Raw genomic sequence first — 18,182 nt, 5'->3', positions numbered from 1 at the left:
CTTTTCCGTCTATCTCGTCGGTATGGGGTGCATTCTAGAGGATTTCAGAATCATTGCAACCCCCAATTCACTTTATTTTTCACGTATGTATCTTTTTTCTACGAAAATCACTAAAAAATCGCTTTTTTATCTAAAATTTGACCATTTTTATGAAATAAAACCTGTATTCAGTGCAATTCATTTTAAAACAGCTATTTTTATTAAGACCTATTAGCGATTAAAAACAGGCGGAATTTCAATAAGACCGTAACATTTCGACGTTGTCTCCAGATTTTTTTGGAATCCATTGATAGCAAATCGCATATTTTACTATTTTCTATCCAACTTATAGATATGAGACAACTGAATAGAATCAAACTGCCCCTTTTAGATAAAATTTTCTTTCAACTCCACGTTTTAAAGAGTTAAAAGAAGCGACTCATATTCATTAAACGCCATATAAGTTATACAATCTGATTTCGACCTATATAAAGCCTAATAGAATATTAAAACTGCTTAAGCTACATATAGGGAAGTGTTCGGTCTTAGCCAGTGCTGCATGACTTCTTCAATCACTTCTTTCTTACCCTGATAATCCTCAGCAGCAAATAATAATTTAGCTCGGCGCGGTAAACGCTCTTTGACCAGTGAAAATAGAAGATAGTGCGAGGCAATATCCAAACGCTGTAAAAAAGCATAGGCTTGATTAAAAGATCCCTGCTTCTGTTCAGGTGTGTCGTATTCAAATAGAAAACGTAAAATGAAATCAATTTCCTGATCAAAATTATCCTGAGTCTGATATTGGTACATAAACGCTGATTACCCTCTTTTTTATCAATTTATAGATCTTCTTTGAGACCTCATCTGCTCAGCATACTGATAATTTTTTGGATGTCAGTCTCTATCAGGCTATCTAATACTGCATTTAAAGCCAATAAAAAATGTGATGATTAAAAGAAAAAAAGAAATTTTGGAAATAAAAAAGGAAGAGATCTCTCCCAAAATCTCTTCCTTAGAATTGAATCTTTATTCGATCCATCATGTCATTATTATAGTTATCTTCAAAAATTTAAAAAAAGTCCCTTGGGGAAGAGACTTAAAAATTGTGGAGCTTTTCTTATTACGCTTACCCTCTAGATATGTTTTCTACACAAAGTCTAGATGGATAAATCTTATACATAAGAAAAAAATAATGCAATCTATTTGGCAAAATTTAACTCTTGTTTTTATAAGCTTTTTTTTGAATTTGATTATTTAAAATATTAATATACAGCACACAAAATAAAAGCAGGCCAAAGCCTGCTTTTATTTCAATAACTTAGAATATTAATTAGTCCACAAAGGTCACTTTTGCAATTGCTTTTTTGCTGGCCTGAACAATCAAAGTCACGTTCTCTTTCACAGAAAAATTGGCATCAACCACATTCCAGTCGACTTTAACAGCACCACGACCGATCGCATCTTTGGCTTGAGCCGCATTTTTAGTTAAACCAGCAGCACGTAAAATAGAGGTAATAAAGATTTCGCCCCCAAATTCAGCACGTGAAATGGTGACTTCTGGCGTACCTTCTGGAAGTTCACCTTCAGTAATCAGGTTACCAGCGCCTTTATGTGCAGTTGCCGCAGCTTCGGCACCATGGAAACGCTCAACCAGTTCAAGTGCAAGAATCTTTTTCACTTCTTGCGGGTTACGGCCTTCCGCCACTTCTTTTAACAAGCCTTGAATTTCTTCAATTGATTTAAAACTTAATAAATCAAAGTAACGCTCGATCAAGGAATCGGGCATTGAAAGGACTTTTTGATACATCGCACCCGGAGCATCAAATACGGCAATATAATTACCCAAAGATTTAGACATTTTATTCACGCCATCTAAACCTTCAAGAATCGGTACCGTAATACAGACTTGTGATTCTTGGTCATAACGACCTTGCAGGGTACGGCCCATCAACAGGTTAAAGGTTTGGTCTGTACCACCCAACTCTACGTCAGCCTGTAATGCGACTGAGTCATAACCCTGAACCAATGGATACAAAAACTCATGAATTGCAATCGGCTGATGGCTGTTATAACGCTTGGTGAAGTCATCACGTTCCAGCATACGCGCCACTGTTTGCTGTGAAGCCAATTGAATTAAATCAGCCGCAGATTTTTCAGCAAACCATTCAGAGTTAAATACAACTTTGGTTTTAGCCGGATCAAGAATTTTAAATACTTGTTCTTGATAAGTTTTTGCATTTTCCAGCACTTTCTCGCGGGACAATGGCGGACGAGTCGCGCTTTTACCTGTTGGATCGCCAATCATGGCAGTGTAATCACCAATCAGGAAATACACTTCATGTCCCAAATCCTGAAACACTTTCAATTTATTAATTAAAACCGTATGACCTAAATGCAAATCAGGTGCAGTCGGGTCAAAACCCGCTTTAATTTTAAGCGGACGATTTTCTTTTAACTTCTTCAGAAGATCTTCTTCGGAAATAATTTCATGCGTGCCTCGTTGAATGAGGGCAAGTTGTTCTTCAGCCGGCAGGAAATTTGACATCACAAAACCCAAACACATCAGTTATTCAATTTGTGCGATATACTAACACTTTTTCAGCACATTGCAGGCTTAAGAATAATCATGACAGCGATCTATATTGGGGTAATGACCGGCACGAGCATGGATGGTGTCGATATTGTTGCTGCTTCTTTTGATCCCTTACAGCTTCATGCGACCCTCACCTTGCCATTTGATCCCGATCTTCGTGATGAACTGATGGCGCTCACCCTACCGGGCGATAATGAAATTGACCGTATGGGTAAGGCTGACGTGGCTTTAGCCAGCATGATTGGTCAGGGTATTAATACGCTCATTGAAAACAACCACTTAGATCGCAGTCAAATTAAAGCCATCGGTTCGCATGGACAAACCATCCGTCACCGTCCTGAACATGGCTTCACCTTGCAAATTGGTGATCCCAACATTATTACTGAAATGACGCAGATTCCGGTCATTTCAGATTTTCGTCGTCGTGATATGGCAGCTGGCGGCCAAGGTGCGCCTTTGGTGCCTGCATTTCATCAAGCCCTGTTTCAGCATGACAGCATTCATCGGGTGATTCTGAATTTAGGCGGGATTGCCAATGTCAGTATGTTGCCTGCGGGCAAGCCTGAACACGTATTTGGTTTTGACACCGGCCCTGCCAACATCCTGATGGATGCCTGGTGTCACCGTTATACCGGTCAGCCTTATGATGAAAATGGTAACTGGGCAGCCTACGGACAACCGATCCGCAGCCTGCTTGACCGCTTGCAGGCGCATGAGTTTTTCTCCAAAGAACCCCCTAAAAGTACTGGCCGTGAAGACTTTAACCTTGAATGGCTAGATGAACAGATTCTCGATTGGCGCAATGACCTTGAATATGATGAGTTAGAAGATACCCCTGAAAATGTTCAGGCAACCTTAATGAAACTCACCACCCGTGCCATTAAAAAAGCTATTTACCGTTCTGAAATGGCAACTGGCGAAGTCTATGTCTGCGGTGGTGGTGCCTATAACTCGAACCTGCTTGAGCAACTGCGCTGGCGTTTACGCAAACACGAGTGGACAGTACAAACCACTGACGATTTAGGACTCAGCCCAACCTGGGTGGAAGCCACTGCATTTGCCTGGTTGGCTATGCGTTTTGTCAATCAGCAAAGCGGTAACTTACCCGCAGTCACTGGTGCAGCTGGCTATCGTCTTTTGGGAAGCATGACTGCAGTTTAAGCATTTTTTGATGCAAAGCTTCAGTATAAAAAAAGGTCTGCATCAAGCAGACCTTTTTTAGTTCTATACTTTTATATCATTATTTATTGCATCATCTTTTTAGCATTTTCACTGCGGAAAGCATTTAAAATTTGCTGACCAGCACGACCGGTTGGACTTAAACCCAAACGCGTTTGTTCCTGGCGAATGGCTTGACGGGTTTTATCACCGATCAACCCGTCTGCCGCACCAATGGCATAACCTTTATTCAATAAAAATTGCTGGATCTCGCGACGTTCAGCACGCGATGTTCCCGGATCATCAGTAGGCCAGGCTTTACTAAACCCACCCTGACCCTGTAAACGATCAGACAAATGCGCAATTGCTAAAGCATAACTTTCTGCCGCGTTATAACTATATATAGCATCAAAGTTCTTGAAGACTAAAAATACCGGTCCATTTGCGCCTGCAGGTGCCATGAGGCCCGCAGTGGATGATTCAGTTAAATTACCTTGAATTAATGGTGTACCGTCAGCGCGCACCACCCCTTGGCTGACCCAGTTACTCAAAGCCTTTTTATTACGACGGCTTTCGCCCGCAATAGACATCCCTTCAGGAATTTTGACTTCAAAACCCCAAGGCATGCCAGTTTGCCAGCCACGTTTTTTCAGGAAATTTGCGGTTGAAGCCAAAGCATCTGTGGTACTCGACACCAGATCACGACGGCCATCGCCATCAAAATCCACCGCCAGCTCTTCATAGGTTGAAGGCATAAACTGGGTATGACCAAATGCCCCTGCCCACGAGCCTTTCATTTGCTGCTCGGTTAAATCACCGCGTTGTAGAATTCGCATCGTGGTAAAAAATTCTCCACGGAAATAACTCTGACGACGCCCTTCACAACTTAAAGTCCCCAAAGCCTGCAATAAAGGATAACTTCCGGAAATGTCACCAAAGTTACTTTCCACACCCCAAACCGCAACTACGGTTTCAGCCGGCACACCATAGGCCGCTGCAACACGATTTAAAACTTCACGGTGCTGAGCCAGTTTTTGACGTCCGAGCTGTACGCGCTCTTCATCCACCAGACCGGATAAATAATCCCAGATTGGCGTAGAAAATTCTGGTTGATAATTCAGTTTTTCAATCACGGAATAATCAGGCACTAAATTTTGTGTATAGCGATCATAACTAGAGCCACTTACTCCCGAAGTCACAGCTTGATTACGTAGGTTTGCAATACATTGCTGAAAATTATTTTGTGAGGTCAAAACTTGATTTGCAGATGGGGTTGAAGTGACTGTAACGGGTTGACCATTAATAATCAGCTCAGCATTGGCTTGAGTCATGGCAAGGAAAACTGAACCTAAAACGAAAGCTAAGCGCTGCATAGTATCCTTTACGATCTTTGAATTTAAATTATGCTTTTACCATACCACCATCAGCACAGCGTTTCTGAATCAAATCGTAAATTTAAATTTATTTTTCTTCATTTTAAATTCATATTCTATTTTTAAATTTAAAAAGTTATCCACAACTCATGTTTTTAAAATTTTTAAATTCAAAAATCTCCAGATTATGAATTTAAATTCATTGTTTTAAATTTAAAGTGCGTTTTTAAATTCAAACCACCTGTGGATAAACCGGTTTTAGCTGCTTTTTAGCATTTTTTATATATAAATTTAAATTCAAAAGTTTGAATTTATATCCTTAAATGTGTTTTTGAATTCATATTTTTTTAAATTCAAAACCTAAGTTTTAAATTTAAATTCATTGTTTGAATTTATTTTTATCTTTTGAATTTAAAAATTTCTGCATCGTTTTATAAAAATAAAACTGGAATATAGGACAATTCTATTTGTTTGTTTTTTATGCAGTATATTTATAAAACATTGTACAAATTACGTACAACAGTTGCTATTTTGCTCCGATAAACGGCGTGTTTCCAGAAAAGAGGCGCAATCATGCCTGAACCGCAGGCATAAAAAAAGCGGCCATAGGCATGACCGCTTTTTTATCATTCAAACTTGCGTTTAAATGCTCATATCTTCGCTAAGTGCCAGTGGATTCGGCAATATTTTCGCCAATGCACGGCATAAAGTAGTCAGTTCAGCACTGTCATTCGGCATCAAGGTGATATGGCCAATTTTACGACCTTCACGTTCCGTCTTATTATAAAGGTGTAAATGCGCACCATTGAGCGCCAATACATCTTCAGACTTAGGATGTTGACCAATAATATTGATCATCACCGTTGGACGCACCACTTCGGTTGAACCTAATGGCAAACCCGCAACCGCACGAATGTGGTTTTCAAACTGCGAGCAAACCGCACCTTCAATGGACCAGTGCCCCGAGTTATGCACGCGTGGCGCCATCTCATTGGCGTATAAGCCTTTTTCGGTCACAAACAGCTCAAGCGTCAACACACCGACATAATTCAAATGATTCAGCAGGCGAGTGATGTAGTCTTGTGCTACCGGCTGTAAATCTGTGCTGTTTGGCGCAGGTACAATCGAATGCGACAAAATGCCGTTGTGATGATGATTTTCAGCCAATGGCCAGGTTTTCACCTCACCATTTTGACCACGTACCGCAATGATTGAGACTTCGCGTGAGAACGTCACAAAACTTTCTGCAATGAGTTCACCGGCAGGACCCAGTTCTGCCCAAGCCTGATCAATCTGATCTGCTGAACGTAGAACGAATTGCCCTTTACCGTCATAACCACCACGTGAGGTTTTCAATACGATGGGTAAACCAAGTTCTGCAACAGCAGCCTGCAAACTCTCAAGTGAAGTCACTGCTTTATAAGGCGCTACTGGAATTGCGAGTTCATCAAACAAGGCTTTTTCAGACAGACGATGCTGGGCAATTGCCAGAGCCTGACGTGGCGGATGCAAGTCTTTTTGCTGGGTTAAAACATCCACATCTGCCAGTGGAGTGTTTTCAAACTCAAGGCTGAAAACATCTGCACTTTCGATGAACTGTTGTAAACCATTTTCAGCTTTGCTTGAAATGACCTGACCCAGCGCTGCGGAAGGGCAATCTGTATTGGCTTCAAAGAAGGTGCATTGAATATTCAGCGGTAGAGCAGCTTGCGCCATCATACGGCCGAGTTGACCACCACCAAAAATACCGATGGTTTTATCCATAAGATGTGTCCCGTTTTAAGCTTGGCTTTAGTTTTGACCAGGAATATTTTTGCTTGCCACTTTTTCAGTTTGCGCAGCACGGAATTCAGCAACATTTTTGGCAATTTCCGGGCGTGTTAAACCTAAAATTTGCGCCGCCATAATTGCTGCATTGGTTGCGCCCGCAGGACCAATCGCCAATGTACCCACCGCAATACCCGCCGGCATTTGCACGATCGAAAGCAAAGAATCTACGCCATTTAAAATGGAAGATTTCACCGGCACACCTAGAACGGGTAAATCAGTTTTTGCTGCACACATGCCTGGTAAATGTGCTGCACCGCCAGCACCGGCAATAATCACCTGAATGCCACGCTCACGTGCTGTTTCCGCATATTCGAATAAACGGTCTGGGGTACGGTGTGCAGAAACAACTTCCGCTTCGAATGGGACGCCAAGCTGTTTCAGCATATTGGCAGTGTTTTCCAGAGTTGCCCAGTCAGATTGGGAACCCATGATAATTCCAACAAGAGGTTGAGTGTCTTGTGCAGCAGCCGCATTCATTGCAAATATTCCGTAAACGAATGTAAGGAAGGATAAATCTCGACAAGAGCCAAGCTTTAAATGAATCACAAGCCCGATATTATAGACTGATTTTTCATCTCACCAAAATTTAACAGCTCAAGCAGGCTGATATTTTCATTTTTTTTATTGAAATAGCTGAAAATAGGGCAGTGGCCAATTTACTGGCTACGAAATACAAAATAAACACATCCCACCAAACACAGGCCTGCCCACAAATAATCCAGTTTAAAGGGTTGTTTAAACAGAAAAATCATAAAAGGCACAAAAACCAGTAAAGTCACCACTTCCTGGGTAATTTTCATTTGTCCCACGGCCCAGCCTTGTTGTGCGAGCAGGCGAGTGGCGGGAATCATAAAGCTATATTCCAGCAGGGCAATCAACCAGCCAAATAAAATCGCTTGCCAAAGCGGTGCACCATGTAAAAACTTCAAATGACCATACCAGGCCAGCGTCATAAAACAGTTGGAAATAATTAAAAGTAGCAGGGCAAAGTACATGGTCAATTCATCTGGAATAACTGCCAATATTTTACGTTTTTCCTGTAAAAAAGCATGTGATTTCATGACTGATTTTAGTTCGCAGAAATCCTGATCTAACACCTATATAAAGTACCGGATACAATGCTATGAATAGATACAAGAAAGACTATCTTTTCCGCAAAACCCTTGATATCGTTGCTTTCAAATTGAATTGATAATGACAACACCACCAACAACAACGTGATGTGTCTAAAAAGCAGTGGAGTTAAAACGCATGCATCTGCATATTTTGGGTATTTGTGGCACCTTTATGGGCTCGCTCGCATTATTAGCACGTGATTTAGGACATAAGGTGACGGGTTCAGATGCGAACGTCTATCCACCCATGTCGACCCAACTGGAAAATGCAGGTATTGGCTTAATGCAGGGCTATGACCGCAGCCATTTGCAACCACATCCAGATTTGGTGATTGTCGGGAATGCCATGAAACGTGGCATTGATGCTGTGGAATATATGTTAAATGAAGGTCTGCCTTATATTTCAGGTCCACAATTCTTGGCCGATCATGTTTTACAAGGCAAGCATGTGCTAGGCGTTGCAGGAACACACGGTAAAACCACAACCACAACGATGCTGGCGTGGGTACTCGATCAAGCCGGTTTAGAGCCCGGTTTCTTGATTGGTGGCGTACCGCTCGGTTTTAGTGAAAGCGCACGTTTAGGTGGCGGAAAATATTTCTGCGTTGAAGCGGATGAATACGATTCTGCCTTTTTCGACAAGCGTTCCAAGTTTGTGCATTACCATCCAAAAACCGCGATTTTAAATAACCTTGAATTTGACCATGCCGATATCTTTGATGATCTGGCTGCAATTCAAAAACAGTTCCATCATTTAGTCCGCACTATTCCAAGTGAAGGCCGCATTATTGCCCCAATTACTGAAAGCAATATTGATGAAGTTTTGGACATGGGCTGCTGGACACCTGTGGTTCGCACTTCATTGGATGCCAATGAGAAAGCATCGCTTTCTGCTGAACAGTTATCAAATGATGGTTCACATTTTAAAGTGCTGGAAAATGGCATCGTTAAAGGCATTGTTAAGTGGAATATGACCGGGCAGCACAGTGTGGCCAATGCCTTGGCGACCATCGCAGCGGCGGAACATGTCGGGGTTTCTATTGAAACGGCATGTGAAGCACTTTCAAATTTTGGCGGCGTGAAACGCCGTATGGAATTGCTGGATACGGTAAAAGGCATTGAAGTGTATGATGACTTTGCCCATCATCCCACAGCCATTGAAACGACCTTGGACGGCGCACGTAAACGCCTAGGTGAACGTAAACTTTGGGCGATTATTGAACCGCGTTCCAATACCATGCGTATGGGTAGCCATAAAGATGGCTTGGCTCATTCAGCACGTCTGGCTGATGAAGTGATCTGGTATCAACCAGAAGGGCTGGACTGGGATTTGCAACCGGTGATTGATGCAGCACCTAACAAAGCTGTTGTGGCACGTTCCCTGGATGACATCATCAAAACTGTAGCAAGTGAAGCAGGTGAGGGTGATGCTGTGGTAATTATGTCGAATGGCGGTTTTGGCGGATTACACCAGAAATTGATTCGTGCTTTAAAAGCCTAGATGTTGAAATATTAAAAGCCCACATCATGTGGGCTTTTTATTTAAAAATAATTTTGATAGCCGCGGTTTTTTATCCCTACCTTGGCTTTTGTCGCATGTCCGCTTTCTTCCATTCTTAACAGTAAGTCTAGAAACTGGTTGATTTGCTGATCATTCAACTGATGGGGCAAGAATTTATCTAAACCCATTTTCTTAAACAGGGTGGTGATTTTTCCATGCTGATTGACATATTTCATCGACCATTGCTTGAAGTGAATTTCTTCAATGGCATGATCTGGAAAACGGTGGATCTGATTATGCCGGGCATCCTTCGAAATCTGTGTAAATAGCTGTTCTAACTGACTTTGTTCACCCTGCAAACATTGAAAATAAATCCCTTCAGCATAATACAGCACACCATAAATATCATGCACCTGATTAAAAGCACGTGCGGTAGCTAAAATGTCGCTTAAATCCTGTAATAAATCATTATTATATTCGACACGACTACTGGCATAACACAATTGGGTGAGCATAAAGCACCTATAAATATTGGTGTGAGTTTTAAATTGCTTATCTAGTCCACAGGTTAATTTTTAAAGTTCAATTTAAGCCAATATTGATCATTTTTCAATCAAATGTAATTTCTTTCTTACAAAGCCTATGGGTCAAAACAACTTATTTTTTACCTTTTGGTATATTAAAATGGATTTAGCGGAATCAAAACAAATAATTACCTAAAATCAGGAGAAAAGCATGTTAAAAAAACTTTTCATCACGATGGGATTAGTTTGTAGTTACTTAAGCCTAATCATTATCCTACATCGTAATGGTATTGAAGAGATGCTGAACATTGCTATTTGTTCAGGCCTTCTTGGGATTACCCTTAAAATTTGGGTTCAACATACCCTGTATATCTATAGTAGTCTGGCTGTCTTGGCCTTATGTTTTTTCTCGGTGCAAGAATATGTGATGTTGGAAATGATGCTGATGACCTCGGTGCTGGGTATTGTTTTAACCCAACTTATCCAATCTCAGAACCTGCTTTTTAATAAAACCCAGTCCTTATAAATTTTTCTAAGATTGGTTCAGCTTTTAGTCATAAAACAACTATCACAATATACAGATGTTAAAACTTAATATCTGCATATTGTGATTGTTTAAACCTCTACTCGAAAAAAGCCCCGATTAGAATCATTTTTATCAGCTTGTTCCTTTCTTATAAACACGTACAAATAAAATTCCGCATTGATTATGTTTATCTTGAATCCTTTCAGTCTGCATTCAAAGCAGATCATTCTGTAAGCAAAGCTGTCCAAGTAATGACTTCATCTCTTAGTGTTGATAGCTTAGTTAGATAAGCTCTGTGTATTTATGCTCAATGCTTCAATGTCCTATGAATACAGCAGAGGTTCTGATCAACTGTTTTCCTCTCATCCTTGTTGAATTTTCCTTTATTTAAATGTTTTCCTTAATTTTTTTAAAGAGGAAATTTACTCCACAGCATGCATGAGAGGGAATGGAAAAGGAATAAGCTGATGACAACAATGAAAGCAATGGTCTACTACGGCGAAAATGATATCCGCTTTGAAGAGCGCCCAATTCCCCAGATTATTAATCCCGACGATGCCGTGGTCCGAGTCACCAAAACCACCATCTGTGGCACCGATTTAGGCATATGGAAAGGTAAAAATCCTGAAATACAGGAACATGCCAAAACCATAAGCGGGCAATTTAATGGCCGCATTTTGGGTCATGAAGGCATCGGAATTATTGAAGAAGTCGGTTCCGCCGTCAAAAATTTCAAAAAAGGCGATCGGGTGATTATTTCCTGTATTAGCCGCTGTGGAACCTGTGAAAACTGTCAGAAACAACTTTATGCGCACTGCCAGAATGGCGGAGGTTGGATTATGGGTTACATGATTGATGGTAGCCATGCAGAATATGTGCGCACTCCCTTTGCCGACACCTCACTTTATCCCTTACCTGAAGGTTTAAATGAAGATGTGGCGGTATTTTTATCCGATGTATTGCCGACCTCGCATGAAATTGGCGTGCGCTATGGCGACGTCAAACCTGGCGATAGTATTGCCATTATCGGCATGGGACCGATTGGTACGGGCTGTTTGTTGACTGCACAATTTTATTCGCCTTCCGTCATTATTGCTGTGGATACCGATGATCACCGTTTAGCGCTGGCCAAAGAATTGGGTGCGACAAACACCATCAACTCCATGCAGGAAGATGCCATTCAGCGCATCCTAGACATTACCGGCGGCAGAGGCGTGGATTGTGCCATTGAAGCGGTCGGTGCAGAACCCACCTGGAATATTTGTCAAAATGTGGTGAAAGAAGGCGGACATCTCGCCAATGTCGGGGTGCATGGTAAAGCGGTGAATTTCGAAATCAACAAGTTATGGATTAAAAACCTGACCATCACCACCGGTCTGGTCAATGCCAATACCACCGGCATGCTCCTTAAAACCTGCTGTTCTGGAAAATTACCGATGGAAAAACTGGCATCACATCATTTTAAATTTGATGAGTTTGAGAAAGCTTATGATGTGTTTAAACATGCGGCAGACCAGAAAGCAATGAAAGTTATCATTGAAGGGCAATAGCTTAAAAACATAAAAAAGCCCAGTGTTTGGGCTTTTTTATCAATTTAAAAGCTAAGCTCTAACATCTGCAAAGCTTTTATCTCGTCTAAACATTACATCGACATAAGAACAGGTCGGTACAATTTTCAATCTTTTTTGACGGGCAAACTCCACCAGTACATCTAGCAACTGGCGTGCAACGCCGTGTCCGCGCAAAGCGTCATCCACCCAGGTATGATTGGCAATAATTTTATGCTCACCACTCCATACATAACTGATTTCTGCAATTCGCTTACCTGCATCATTCAAAGTAAAAAATTCACCTTGTTGGCCGTTATCATCATGTTGAAACTGCATTGCTAGCCCTCACTTTTTTATTTGACTGAAATCAGAATACGTTAAAAGTAGATTATTTTAAAACATCGTGAATAGAGGAATCTTTATCAAAAACTGACTTTGCAAAAGGGCAGAGTGGAATAATTTTGACCTTTTTTTCACGTGCCCATGCGACAGCACAATCCAGTAATTTATTGCCAATTCCTTGTCCACGTAGAGAATCGTCTACATCGGTATGCTCAATAATAAAAACCTTTTCACCGGCCCAGGTATAGACCATTTCCGCTAGATGCTGAAGATGGTCACCGATATAAAATTCACCTTTTTTGCCATCATCTTCGTGCTTAATTTCCAGCATTTTTATGCTCTCATTCAGGTGAATATAAATAAACATGCCATAAATAGCTGCGCAATAGTGTTAAGTTTTTGGCTATTTCTATAAATGCTTAGCACATTTCATCCTCAGGATTAAACTTAACAAGTTTAGGATTTAAGCCTAAACTTTAACGCTACTTATCAAATTATCTGACTATGTCATCCCTATCTTCTGAAACACCGCAAAATCCGACCCGACAATGGATTTGTGTAATCACTTTAGCTTTTGCAGCCTTTATTTTTAATACCACTGAATTTATTCCTGTGGCCTTGCTCAGCGATATTGGCCACAGTTTCAATATGCCTGCCACCGATGTCGGGATCATGATTACCCTTTATGCCTGGGTAGTTGCCCCCATCTCATTACCAATGATGCTAATGACGCGGAATGTCGAACGGCGTTTTTTACTGATTGCGCTATTTGTGGTGTTCATTTTCAGTCATGGTCTCTCTTATTTTGCCTGGAATTTTAACGTGTTGTTGGCCAGCCGGATCGGGATTGCATTTTCCCATGCACTGTTCTGGTCAATTACTGCATCCTTAGCGGTACGGGTAGCACCAAAAGGGAAAGAATTTCAGGCGCTGGGTTTACTCGCGACAGGGACGGCTTTAGCGATGGTCTTGGGCATTCCTTTTGGCCGCATGATTGGCGAAGCCTATGGCTGGCGCAATACTTTTGCCTTAATTGCACTGGGTGCAGCCATCATTTGTCTCACCTTGGCCAAAACCCTACCGAAACTGCCCAGTGTCAATTCAGGTTCACTAAAAAGTATTGGCATCTTATTTAAACGTCCCAGCCTGGTGATGGTATTTGGATTAACCATTCTCATCATTACTGCACAATTTACCGCTTATAGTTATATCGAACCTTTTACCCTGAATATTGCCCATTTTAGTTCTGCGCAAACCACCCGTTTATTGCTCATCTATGGCGGTGCCGGATTTATTGGTTCTTTTCTGTTTGGCAAATTTGGCAACCGATATCCAAAACTGGCGATTCCTTTAAGCTGTGCTTTACTCGCCATCTCCATGTTGCTGTTACTGCCATTGGCACAAGGTTTTATTGGTTTGAGTACGCTCAGCTTATTTTGGGGTATGAGTATTATTTGCTTTAGCCTGGCATTGCAAGCCAAAACCCTGAACCTGGCTTCGGATGCCACCGATGTCGCCATAGCGATTTATTCAGGTCTATATAATGTCGGGATTGGCGGTGGCGCATTGCTGGGTGGCGTAGTGACTGCAAGTTTGGGCGTAAGCCAGATTGGAATAGTGGGCGGTTTGGTGGCAGTAATTGGTACGCTGTTGGCACTTGTTTTGGTGCAACGTAAAGATTTTATTAAACTGTAAATGAGGTCGATAAAATTTGCACAATTCACATAAATATGCGATTCTTCAGTCACATTTGGATTAGATCCAAAACAAAATTGAGTTGAACAAGGGGAGTAGCCTCCTCCAAGCGTCCTTAGAAGCAATTCTGCTGGACGTGTCAGAATATCGTCATTACACTTTGCAAAAAGTCGGTATCTGAGCATCTGAATTTACAAAATGTGGATATTCAGATGTAGGCAAGACCTTGATCATGTTGACACAGATGTTTAAATCATCTGGCAACAGGTCAAGGTTTTTTTATGGCCGGTTGTCGGGTGCGGAGATTTTTATGGAATCCATCGGCAGCCCTGGGTTGTATCTGGCATTTTTTGCGATAGTGGCAGTCATGCTCATCATCGACTTTATTGGTTTTAAACACAAAGAAGACCAACCCATTAAAATTAAGTCAGCCGCCCACTGGAGTATTGCCTGGGTCAGCGTCTCCATGCTGTTCGCAGGCGGTTTATGGCTTTATTTACAGCAAACTGCGGGTGTTGCTTTAGCTAATCAAAAAACCATGGAATATTTTGCCGGCTATTTGTTAGAAAAATCCCTGGCCATTGATAATGTATTTGTCTGGCTGATGATTTTTTCAGCCTTTGCTATTCCTCCAGCATTACAACGCAAGGTGCTGCTTTACGGCGTACTCGGTGCCATTGTTTTGCGTACCATCTTTATTTTTATTGGCGCATGGTTCGTTCAGGAATTTTCCTGGATTCTGTATATCTTCGGTGCCTTTCTGGTCTATACCGGCTTCAAGTTTCTTAAAGGTCATGAAGAAAACCCGAATATTGAAGATATGGCCTTACTCAAGTGGTTACGTAAACATATCCGTATTACTCCGCATCTGGATGGCCATAACTTCTTCGTGCGTCAAAATGGGTTGTTATGGGCAACGCCATTATTCTTGGTGTTGATTTTGGTTGAAGCCTCCGATGTGATTTTCGCCGTGGACTCCATTCCGGCTATTTTTGCAGTGACCAGTGATCCCTTTATTGTGTTAACCGCAAATTTAATGGCGATTTTAGGCTTACGTGCAATGTTCTTCATGCTGGCAGGTGCGGCATCTAAAATGCATTATTTACCTTATGGCCTGGGGATTATCCTGCTGTTTATTGGTTTTAAAATGTTGATGCTTGACGTGTTCCATATGCCAATCTGGATTTCGCTCGGTTTTATTGTGATTGTACTGGCAATTACCACCTGGTTATCGATTCGATATAACAAGAAGCAAGAGCAACTGTAATTTTCAAATAAAATGATCCAGCCTTTCATCTTGCAGAGGGAAGGCTTTTTTATCGGTTCTATTGCTATATTTTCCTGTTATTGCAGCACCTAAAAATCGGTTTAATTTATAAAAGAAGGGGAGACGTTCAACTAAGCTACTACGCTTTAACGGAAAAATTTCAGGTACAATCAATCGAAAAAATTCAACATTGCAGGTTTTCAATGTCTTCTGTAGTTGCAACGACGGCAGTTCGCGGTCGCTTCCTAGATATCCAGAATACGGTTGCCCAAGCGCGTGAGATTCACGACCAAGTGCGATATGTAGAAGATGGTTTACTTATTACTGAAAATGGCAAAATTCGCTGGTTTGGCGACTGGCAAACCGGACAACAGCATGTTCCGGCTAATGTCCAGGTTCATCATTATCCCGACAAGCTGATTGTGCCGGGCTTTATTGATACCCATATCCATTTCCCGCAAACCGAGATGGTCGGTGCTTATGGCGAACAGCTGCTGGAATGGCTGAATACTTATACTTTTCCAACCGAATTACAGTTTAAAGACAAAGCCTATGCCGACAAAATAGCGCAGTTTTTTGTGCAGGAATTATTAAAAAACGGTACCACCACCGCTTTGGTGTTTTGTACAGTCCATGCTGAATCGGTCGATGCCTTATTTGAAGCTGCCGAACAGCAGCAAATGCGTTTGATTGCCGGTAAAGTGATGATGGACCGCCATGCACCTGAAGGGCTGTGTGACACGGCTGAAACTGCTTATCAGGACTCTAAGTCACTGATTGAAAAATGGCATGGCAAAGGCCGTAACCTGTATGCGATTACCCCGCGTTTTGCGCCCACCTCGACACCAGAGCAACTTGCTCGGGCAGGGCAGCTGAAAGCAGAATATCCTGAGGTTTATGTCCATACTCATTTAAGTGAAAATAAAAATGAAATTGCCTGGGTCAAAGCACTTTTTCCAGAACAAAAAGGCTATCTGGATGTCTATCACCATTATGGCCTAACCGGACAGCGTTCGGTCTTTGCCCATTGCGTGCATTTAGAAGATGCTGAGTGGGACTGCATGCACCAGACCAACTCGGCAATTGCCTTTTGTCCGACCTCAAATTTGTTCTTGGGCAGTGGCTTATTTCCACTGAAAAAAACCTGGGAAAAACAGGTTAAAGTCGGCTTAGGTACAGATATCGGTGCGGGCACTTCCTTTAACCAGCTGCAAACCTTAAACGAAGCCTATAAAGTTCAACAGCTTCAGGGTGATAAACTCTCTGCATTTGAATCCTTGTATCACGCCACTTTGGGTGGAGCCAAGGCTTTGGATCTGGACGACAAACTGGGTAACTTTAACGTGGGTAAAGAAGCCGATTTTGTTGTGCTGGATTTAAAAGCGACAGCACTGCAAGCCCTGCGTCAGGAACGTGCCAAAGGTATTGAAGATGCTTTATTTGCCCTGATGACCATGGGCGATGATCGTAGTATCCATGCCACTTATGTTTATGGAGAAGCAGTATATGCAAAATCAGAAAACCACAAAAATATCCCATAAAAAGATATTCTTGTTGATTGGCATAGGCGTGCTTTGTGCGGTTTTACTTAAACGTGATAGTGCAGAGCTTAAGGCCTGATACATTTTCAGCGGCAAAAAAGATGCATCTCTTGAGCAGATGTATTAAAATTAAAACATCTTTTGAGGTGTTGCTGGTCAACACCTTTTTTATTTTGATCTGCTTTTAGGTATCTACCCATGACCGTTCATATGAGCGTAATGATCTCAGCTGAAGAAATTGATGCGAAAGTCAAAGAGCTTGGTACAAAAATTGATGCTCACTATGCCAATAGTGACAAAGAACTTGTGTTGATTGGTTTACTTCGTGGTTCAGTTATTTTTATGGCTGATTTATGTCGTGCAATTACCAAACCGCATGAACTCGACTTTATGACGGTATCAAGTTACGGTGGCGGTACGGTTTCAAGTCGCGATGTTAAAATTTTAAAAGACCTGGACGGCGAAATTCGCGGTAAAGATGTATTAATTGTTGAAGATATTATTGACTCCGGCAATACCCTCAGCAAAGTGCTGGAAATTTTAAGCACGCGTAGCCCGAATTCTATTGAGCTGTGTACTTTAATCAGTAAACCTTCACGCCGTGAAATTGAACTGGAAGTGAAATTCCTAGGCTTTGAAGTTGAAGATAAGTTTATTGTCGGTTACGGCTTGGACTATAATCAAAAATATCGCCATATTCCCTTTATTGGTGAAATTGGCCTTTAAAATAAAGACTAAATATTTAAAGTGGCCATTGGCCACTTTTTTATCATTAAAATTTTAGCAGGAACAAAACAACAACAGTTTTTAGCAGGACTCAACTGTTTACTTTTCCATTAATGATTAATTATAAAAATGAAAGCGTAATGAAAATATATAAACTAACGATAAATGGAGAAGACATATGTGGACACTTATAGTTGCCATCGTAGTGGGTTTTATTGCAGGCCTAATCGCGCGTGCTATTCATCCTGGAAATGATAAATCAGGATTTATTGTAACCACCCTGTTAGGTATTGCCGGTTCTTTATTGGCGACCTACGGCGGACGTTTACTCGGACTTTATGATGAAAACTCGGCCGCAGGCTTTATCGCTTCAGTGATCGGGGCACTCATTATTTTATTCATTTATAACCTGGTCACTAAAAAATCACGTGTTTAAATCGTGATTTAAAATAATCAATCTCC

General features: G+C 41.4%; 18 protein-coding genes. 9 read left to right on the top strand and 9 right to left on the bottom strand.

All coding sequences use genetic code 11. The features are described 5' to 3' along the window. Nucleotides 1-495: 495 nt before the first annotated feature. On the bottom strand, nucleotides 496-789 hold the full coding sequence (locus B4C48_RS13735; protein ID WP_291357452.1) for a hypothetical protein: 294 nt from the start codon (nucleotides 787-789) through the stop codon (nucleotides 496-498). Between the two features lie 520 nt (nucleotides 790-1,309). Next, on the bottom strand, nucleotides 1,310-2,542 hold the full coding sequence (gene tyrS / locus B4C48_RS13730; RefSeq protein ID WP_291357451.1) for a tyrosine--tRNA ligase: 1,233 nt from the start codon (nucleotides 2,540-2,542) through the stop codon (nucleotides 1,310-1,312). 63 nt (nucleotides 2,543-2,605) lie between these two features. Here tyrS and B4C48_RS13725 point away from each other — a divergent pair, with 63 nt between their 5' ends. After that, nucleotides 2,606-3,733 (top strand): anhydro-N-acetylmuramic acid kinase, encoded by a 1,128-nt coding sequence (locus B4C48_RS13725; RefSeq protein WP_291357449.1) that lies wholly within the window; start codon nucleotides 2,606-2,608, stop codon nucleotides 3,731-3,733. Nucleotides 3,734-3,816: 83 nt separating this feature from the next. Here B4C48_RS13725 and B4C48_RS13720 read toward each other — a convergent pair whose 3' ends face one another. The 4 genes from B4C48_RS13720 to B4C48_RS13705 all read right to left on the bottom strand — a co-directional run bounded on the left by B4C48_RS13720 (nucleotide 3,817) and on the right by B4C48_RS13705 (nucleotide 7,928). Further along, nucleotides 3,817-5,103, bottom strand: a complete 1,287-nt coding sequence (locus B4C48_RS13720; RefSeq protein WP_291357447.1) for a lytic murein transglycosylase — start codon at nucleotides 5,101-5,103, stop codon at nucleotides 3,817-3,819. Nucleotides 5,104-5,745: 642 nt separating this feature from the next. Further along, on the bottom strand, nucleotides 5,746-6,867 hold the full coding sequence (locus B4C48_RS13715) for a 5-(carboxyamino)imidazole ribonucleotide synthase (RefSeq protein ID WP_291357445.1): 1,122 nt from the start codon (nucleotides 6,865-6,867) through the stop codon (nucleotides 5,746-5,748). Nucleotides 6,868-6,894: 27 nt separating this feature from the next. Then, nucleotides 6,895-7,410: a 5-(carboxyamino)imidazole ribonucleotide mutase gene (purE, locus tag B4C48_RS13710; protein WP_291357443.1), complete on the bottom strand. Its 516-nt coding sequence runs from the start codon at nucleotides 7,408-7,410 to the stop codon at nucleotides 6,895-6,897. 179 nt (nucleotides 7,411-7,589) lie between these two features. After that, a complete protein-coding gene (locus B4C48_RS13705; protein ID WP_166171700.1) occupies nucleotides 7,590-7,928 on the bottom strand; it encodes a DMT family protein in 339 nt (112 codons plus the stop codon). Between the two features lie 256 nt (nucleotides 7,929-8,184). On the opposite strand from B4C48_RS13705, the gene mpl reads away from it, so the two are divergent. Continuing rightward, nucleotides 8,185-9,549 carry a UDP-N-acetylmuramate:L-alanyl-gamma-D-glutamyl-meso-diaminopimelate ligase gene (gene mpl, locus B4C48_RS13700; protein WP_291357441.1) on the top strand — a complete coding sequence of 455 codons (1,365 nt, stop codon included), beginning with the start codon at nucleotides 8,185-8,187 and terminating at the stop codon, nucleotides 9,547-9,549. Between the two features lie 41 nt (nucleotides 9,550-9,590). Here mpl and B4C48_RS13695 read toward each other — a convergent pair whose 3' ends face one another. Beyond that, nucleotides 9,591-10,064, bottom strand: coding sequence for a BLUF domain-containing protein (locus B4C48_RS13695; protein ID WP_291357439.1), 474 nt, complete (start codon nucleotides 10,062-10,064; stop codon nucleotides 9,591-9,593). 220 nt (nucleotides 10,065-10,284) lie between these two features. Here B4C48_RS13695 and B4C48_RS13690 point away from each other — a divergent pair, with 220 nt between their 5' ends. Together B4C48_RS13690 and B4C48_RS13685 are read left to right on the top strand one after the other, a co-directional pair. Then, nucleotides 10,285-10,599 carry a hypothetical protein gene (locus B4C48_RS13690; RefSeq protein WP_291357437.1) on the top strand — a complete coding sequence of 105 codons (315 nt, stop codon included), beginning with the start codon at nucleotides 10,285-10,287 and terminating at the stop codon, nucleotides 10,597-10,599. Between the two features lie 467 nt (nucleotides 10,600-11,066). Beyond that, nucleotides 11,067-12,149, top strand: a complete 1,083-nt coding sequence (locus B4C48_RS13685) for a zinc-dependent alcohol dehydrogenase family protein (RefSeq protein WP_291357435.1) — start codon at nucleotides 11,067-11,069, stop codon at nucleotides 12,147-12,149. A 51-nt stretch (nucleotides 12,150-12,200) separates the two neighbouring features. Here B4C48_RS13685 and B4C48_RS13680 read toward each other — a convergent pair whose 3' ends face one another. Together B4C48_RS13680 and B4C48_RS13675 are read right to left on the bottom strand one after the other, a co-directional pair. After that, nucleotides 12,201-12,485, bottom strand: coding sequence for a GNAT family N-acetyltransferase (locus tag B4C48_RS13680; RefSeq protein ID WP_291357433.1), 285 nt, complete (start codon nucleotides 12,483-12,485; stop codon nucleotides 12,201-12,203). A gap of 52 nt (nucleotides 12,486-12,537) precedes the next feature. Continuing rightward, nucleotides 12,538-12,822 carry a GNAT family N-acetyltransferase gene (locus B4C48_RS13675; protein WP_291357431.1) on the bottom strand — a complete coding sequence of 95 codons (285 nt, stop codon included), beginning with the start codon at nucleotides 12,820-12,822 and terminating at the stop codon, nucleotides 12,538-12,540. Between the two features lie 173 nt (nucleotides 12,823-12,995). Between B4C48_RS13675 and B4C48_RS13670 the strand changes: the two genes are divergently transcribed. From B4C48_RS13670 to B4C48_RS13650, 5 genes are all read left to right on the top strand, one after another. Further along, complete coding sequence (locus B4C48_RS13670; RefSeq protein WP_291357429.1) at nucleotides 12,996-14,186, top strand: sugar transporter; 1,191 nt, start codon at nucleotides 12,996-12,998, stop codon at nucleotides 14,184-14,186. A 310-nt stretch (nucleotides 14,187-14,496) separates the two neighbouring features. Further along, nucleotides 14,497-15,453, top strand: a complete 957-nt coding sequence (locus tag B4C48_RS13665) for a TerC family protein (protein ID WP_291357427.1) — start codon at nucleotides 14,497-14,499, stop codon at nucleotides 15,451-15,453. A gap of 203 nt (nucleotides 15,454-15,656) precedes the next feature. After that, the gene (gene guaD, locus B4C48_RS13660; protein ID WP_291357425.1) at nucleotides 15,657-16,994 is read left to right on the top strand and encodes a guanine deaminase; all 1,338 of its coding nucleotides are present in this window, start codon (nucleotides 15,657-15,659) and stop codon (nucleotides 16,992-16,994) included. Nucleotides 16,995-17,192: 198 nt separating this feature from the next. Then, nucleotides 17,193-17,720, top strand: coding sequence for a hypoxanthine phosphoribosyltransferase (gene hpt, locus B4C48_RS13655; protein WP_291357423.1), 528 nt, complete (start codon nucleotides 17,193-17,195; stop codon nucleotides 17,718-17,720). A gap of 178 nt (nucleotides 17,721-17,898) precedes the next feature. Further along, the gene (locus B4C48_RS13650; RefSeq protein WP_291357421.1) at nucleotides 17,899-18,156 is read left to right on the top strand and encodes a GlsB/YeaQ/YmgE family stress response membrane protein; all 258 of its coding nucleotides are present in this window, start codon (nucleotides 17,899-17,901) and stop codon (nucleotides 18,154-18,156) included. Nucleotides 18,157-18,182: the final 26 nt, after the last annotated feature.

It is taken from the genome of Acinetobacter sp. UBA3106 (assembly GCA_002365595.1).
In the GTDB taxonomy this organism is placed as follows: Bacteria; Pseudomonadota; Gammaproteobacteria; order Pseudomonadales; family Moraxellaceae; genus Acinetobacter.
The sequence above is the reverse complement of the archived record's forward strand: the minus strand, read 5'-3'. Positions and strand labels throughout refer to the sequence as shown.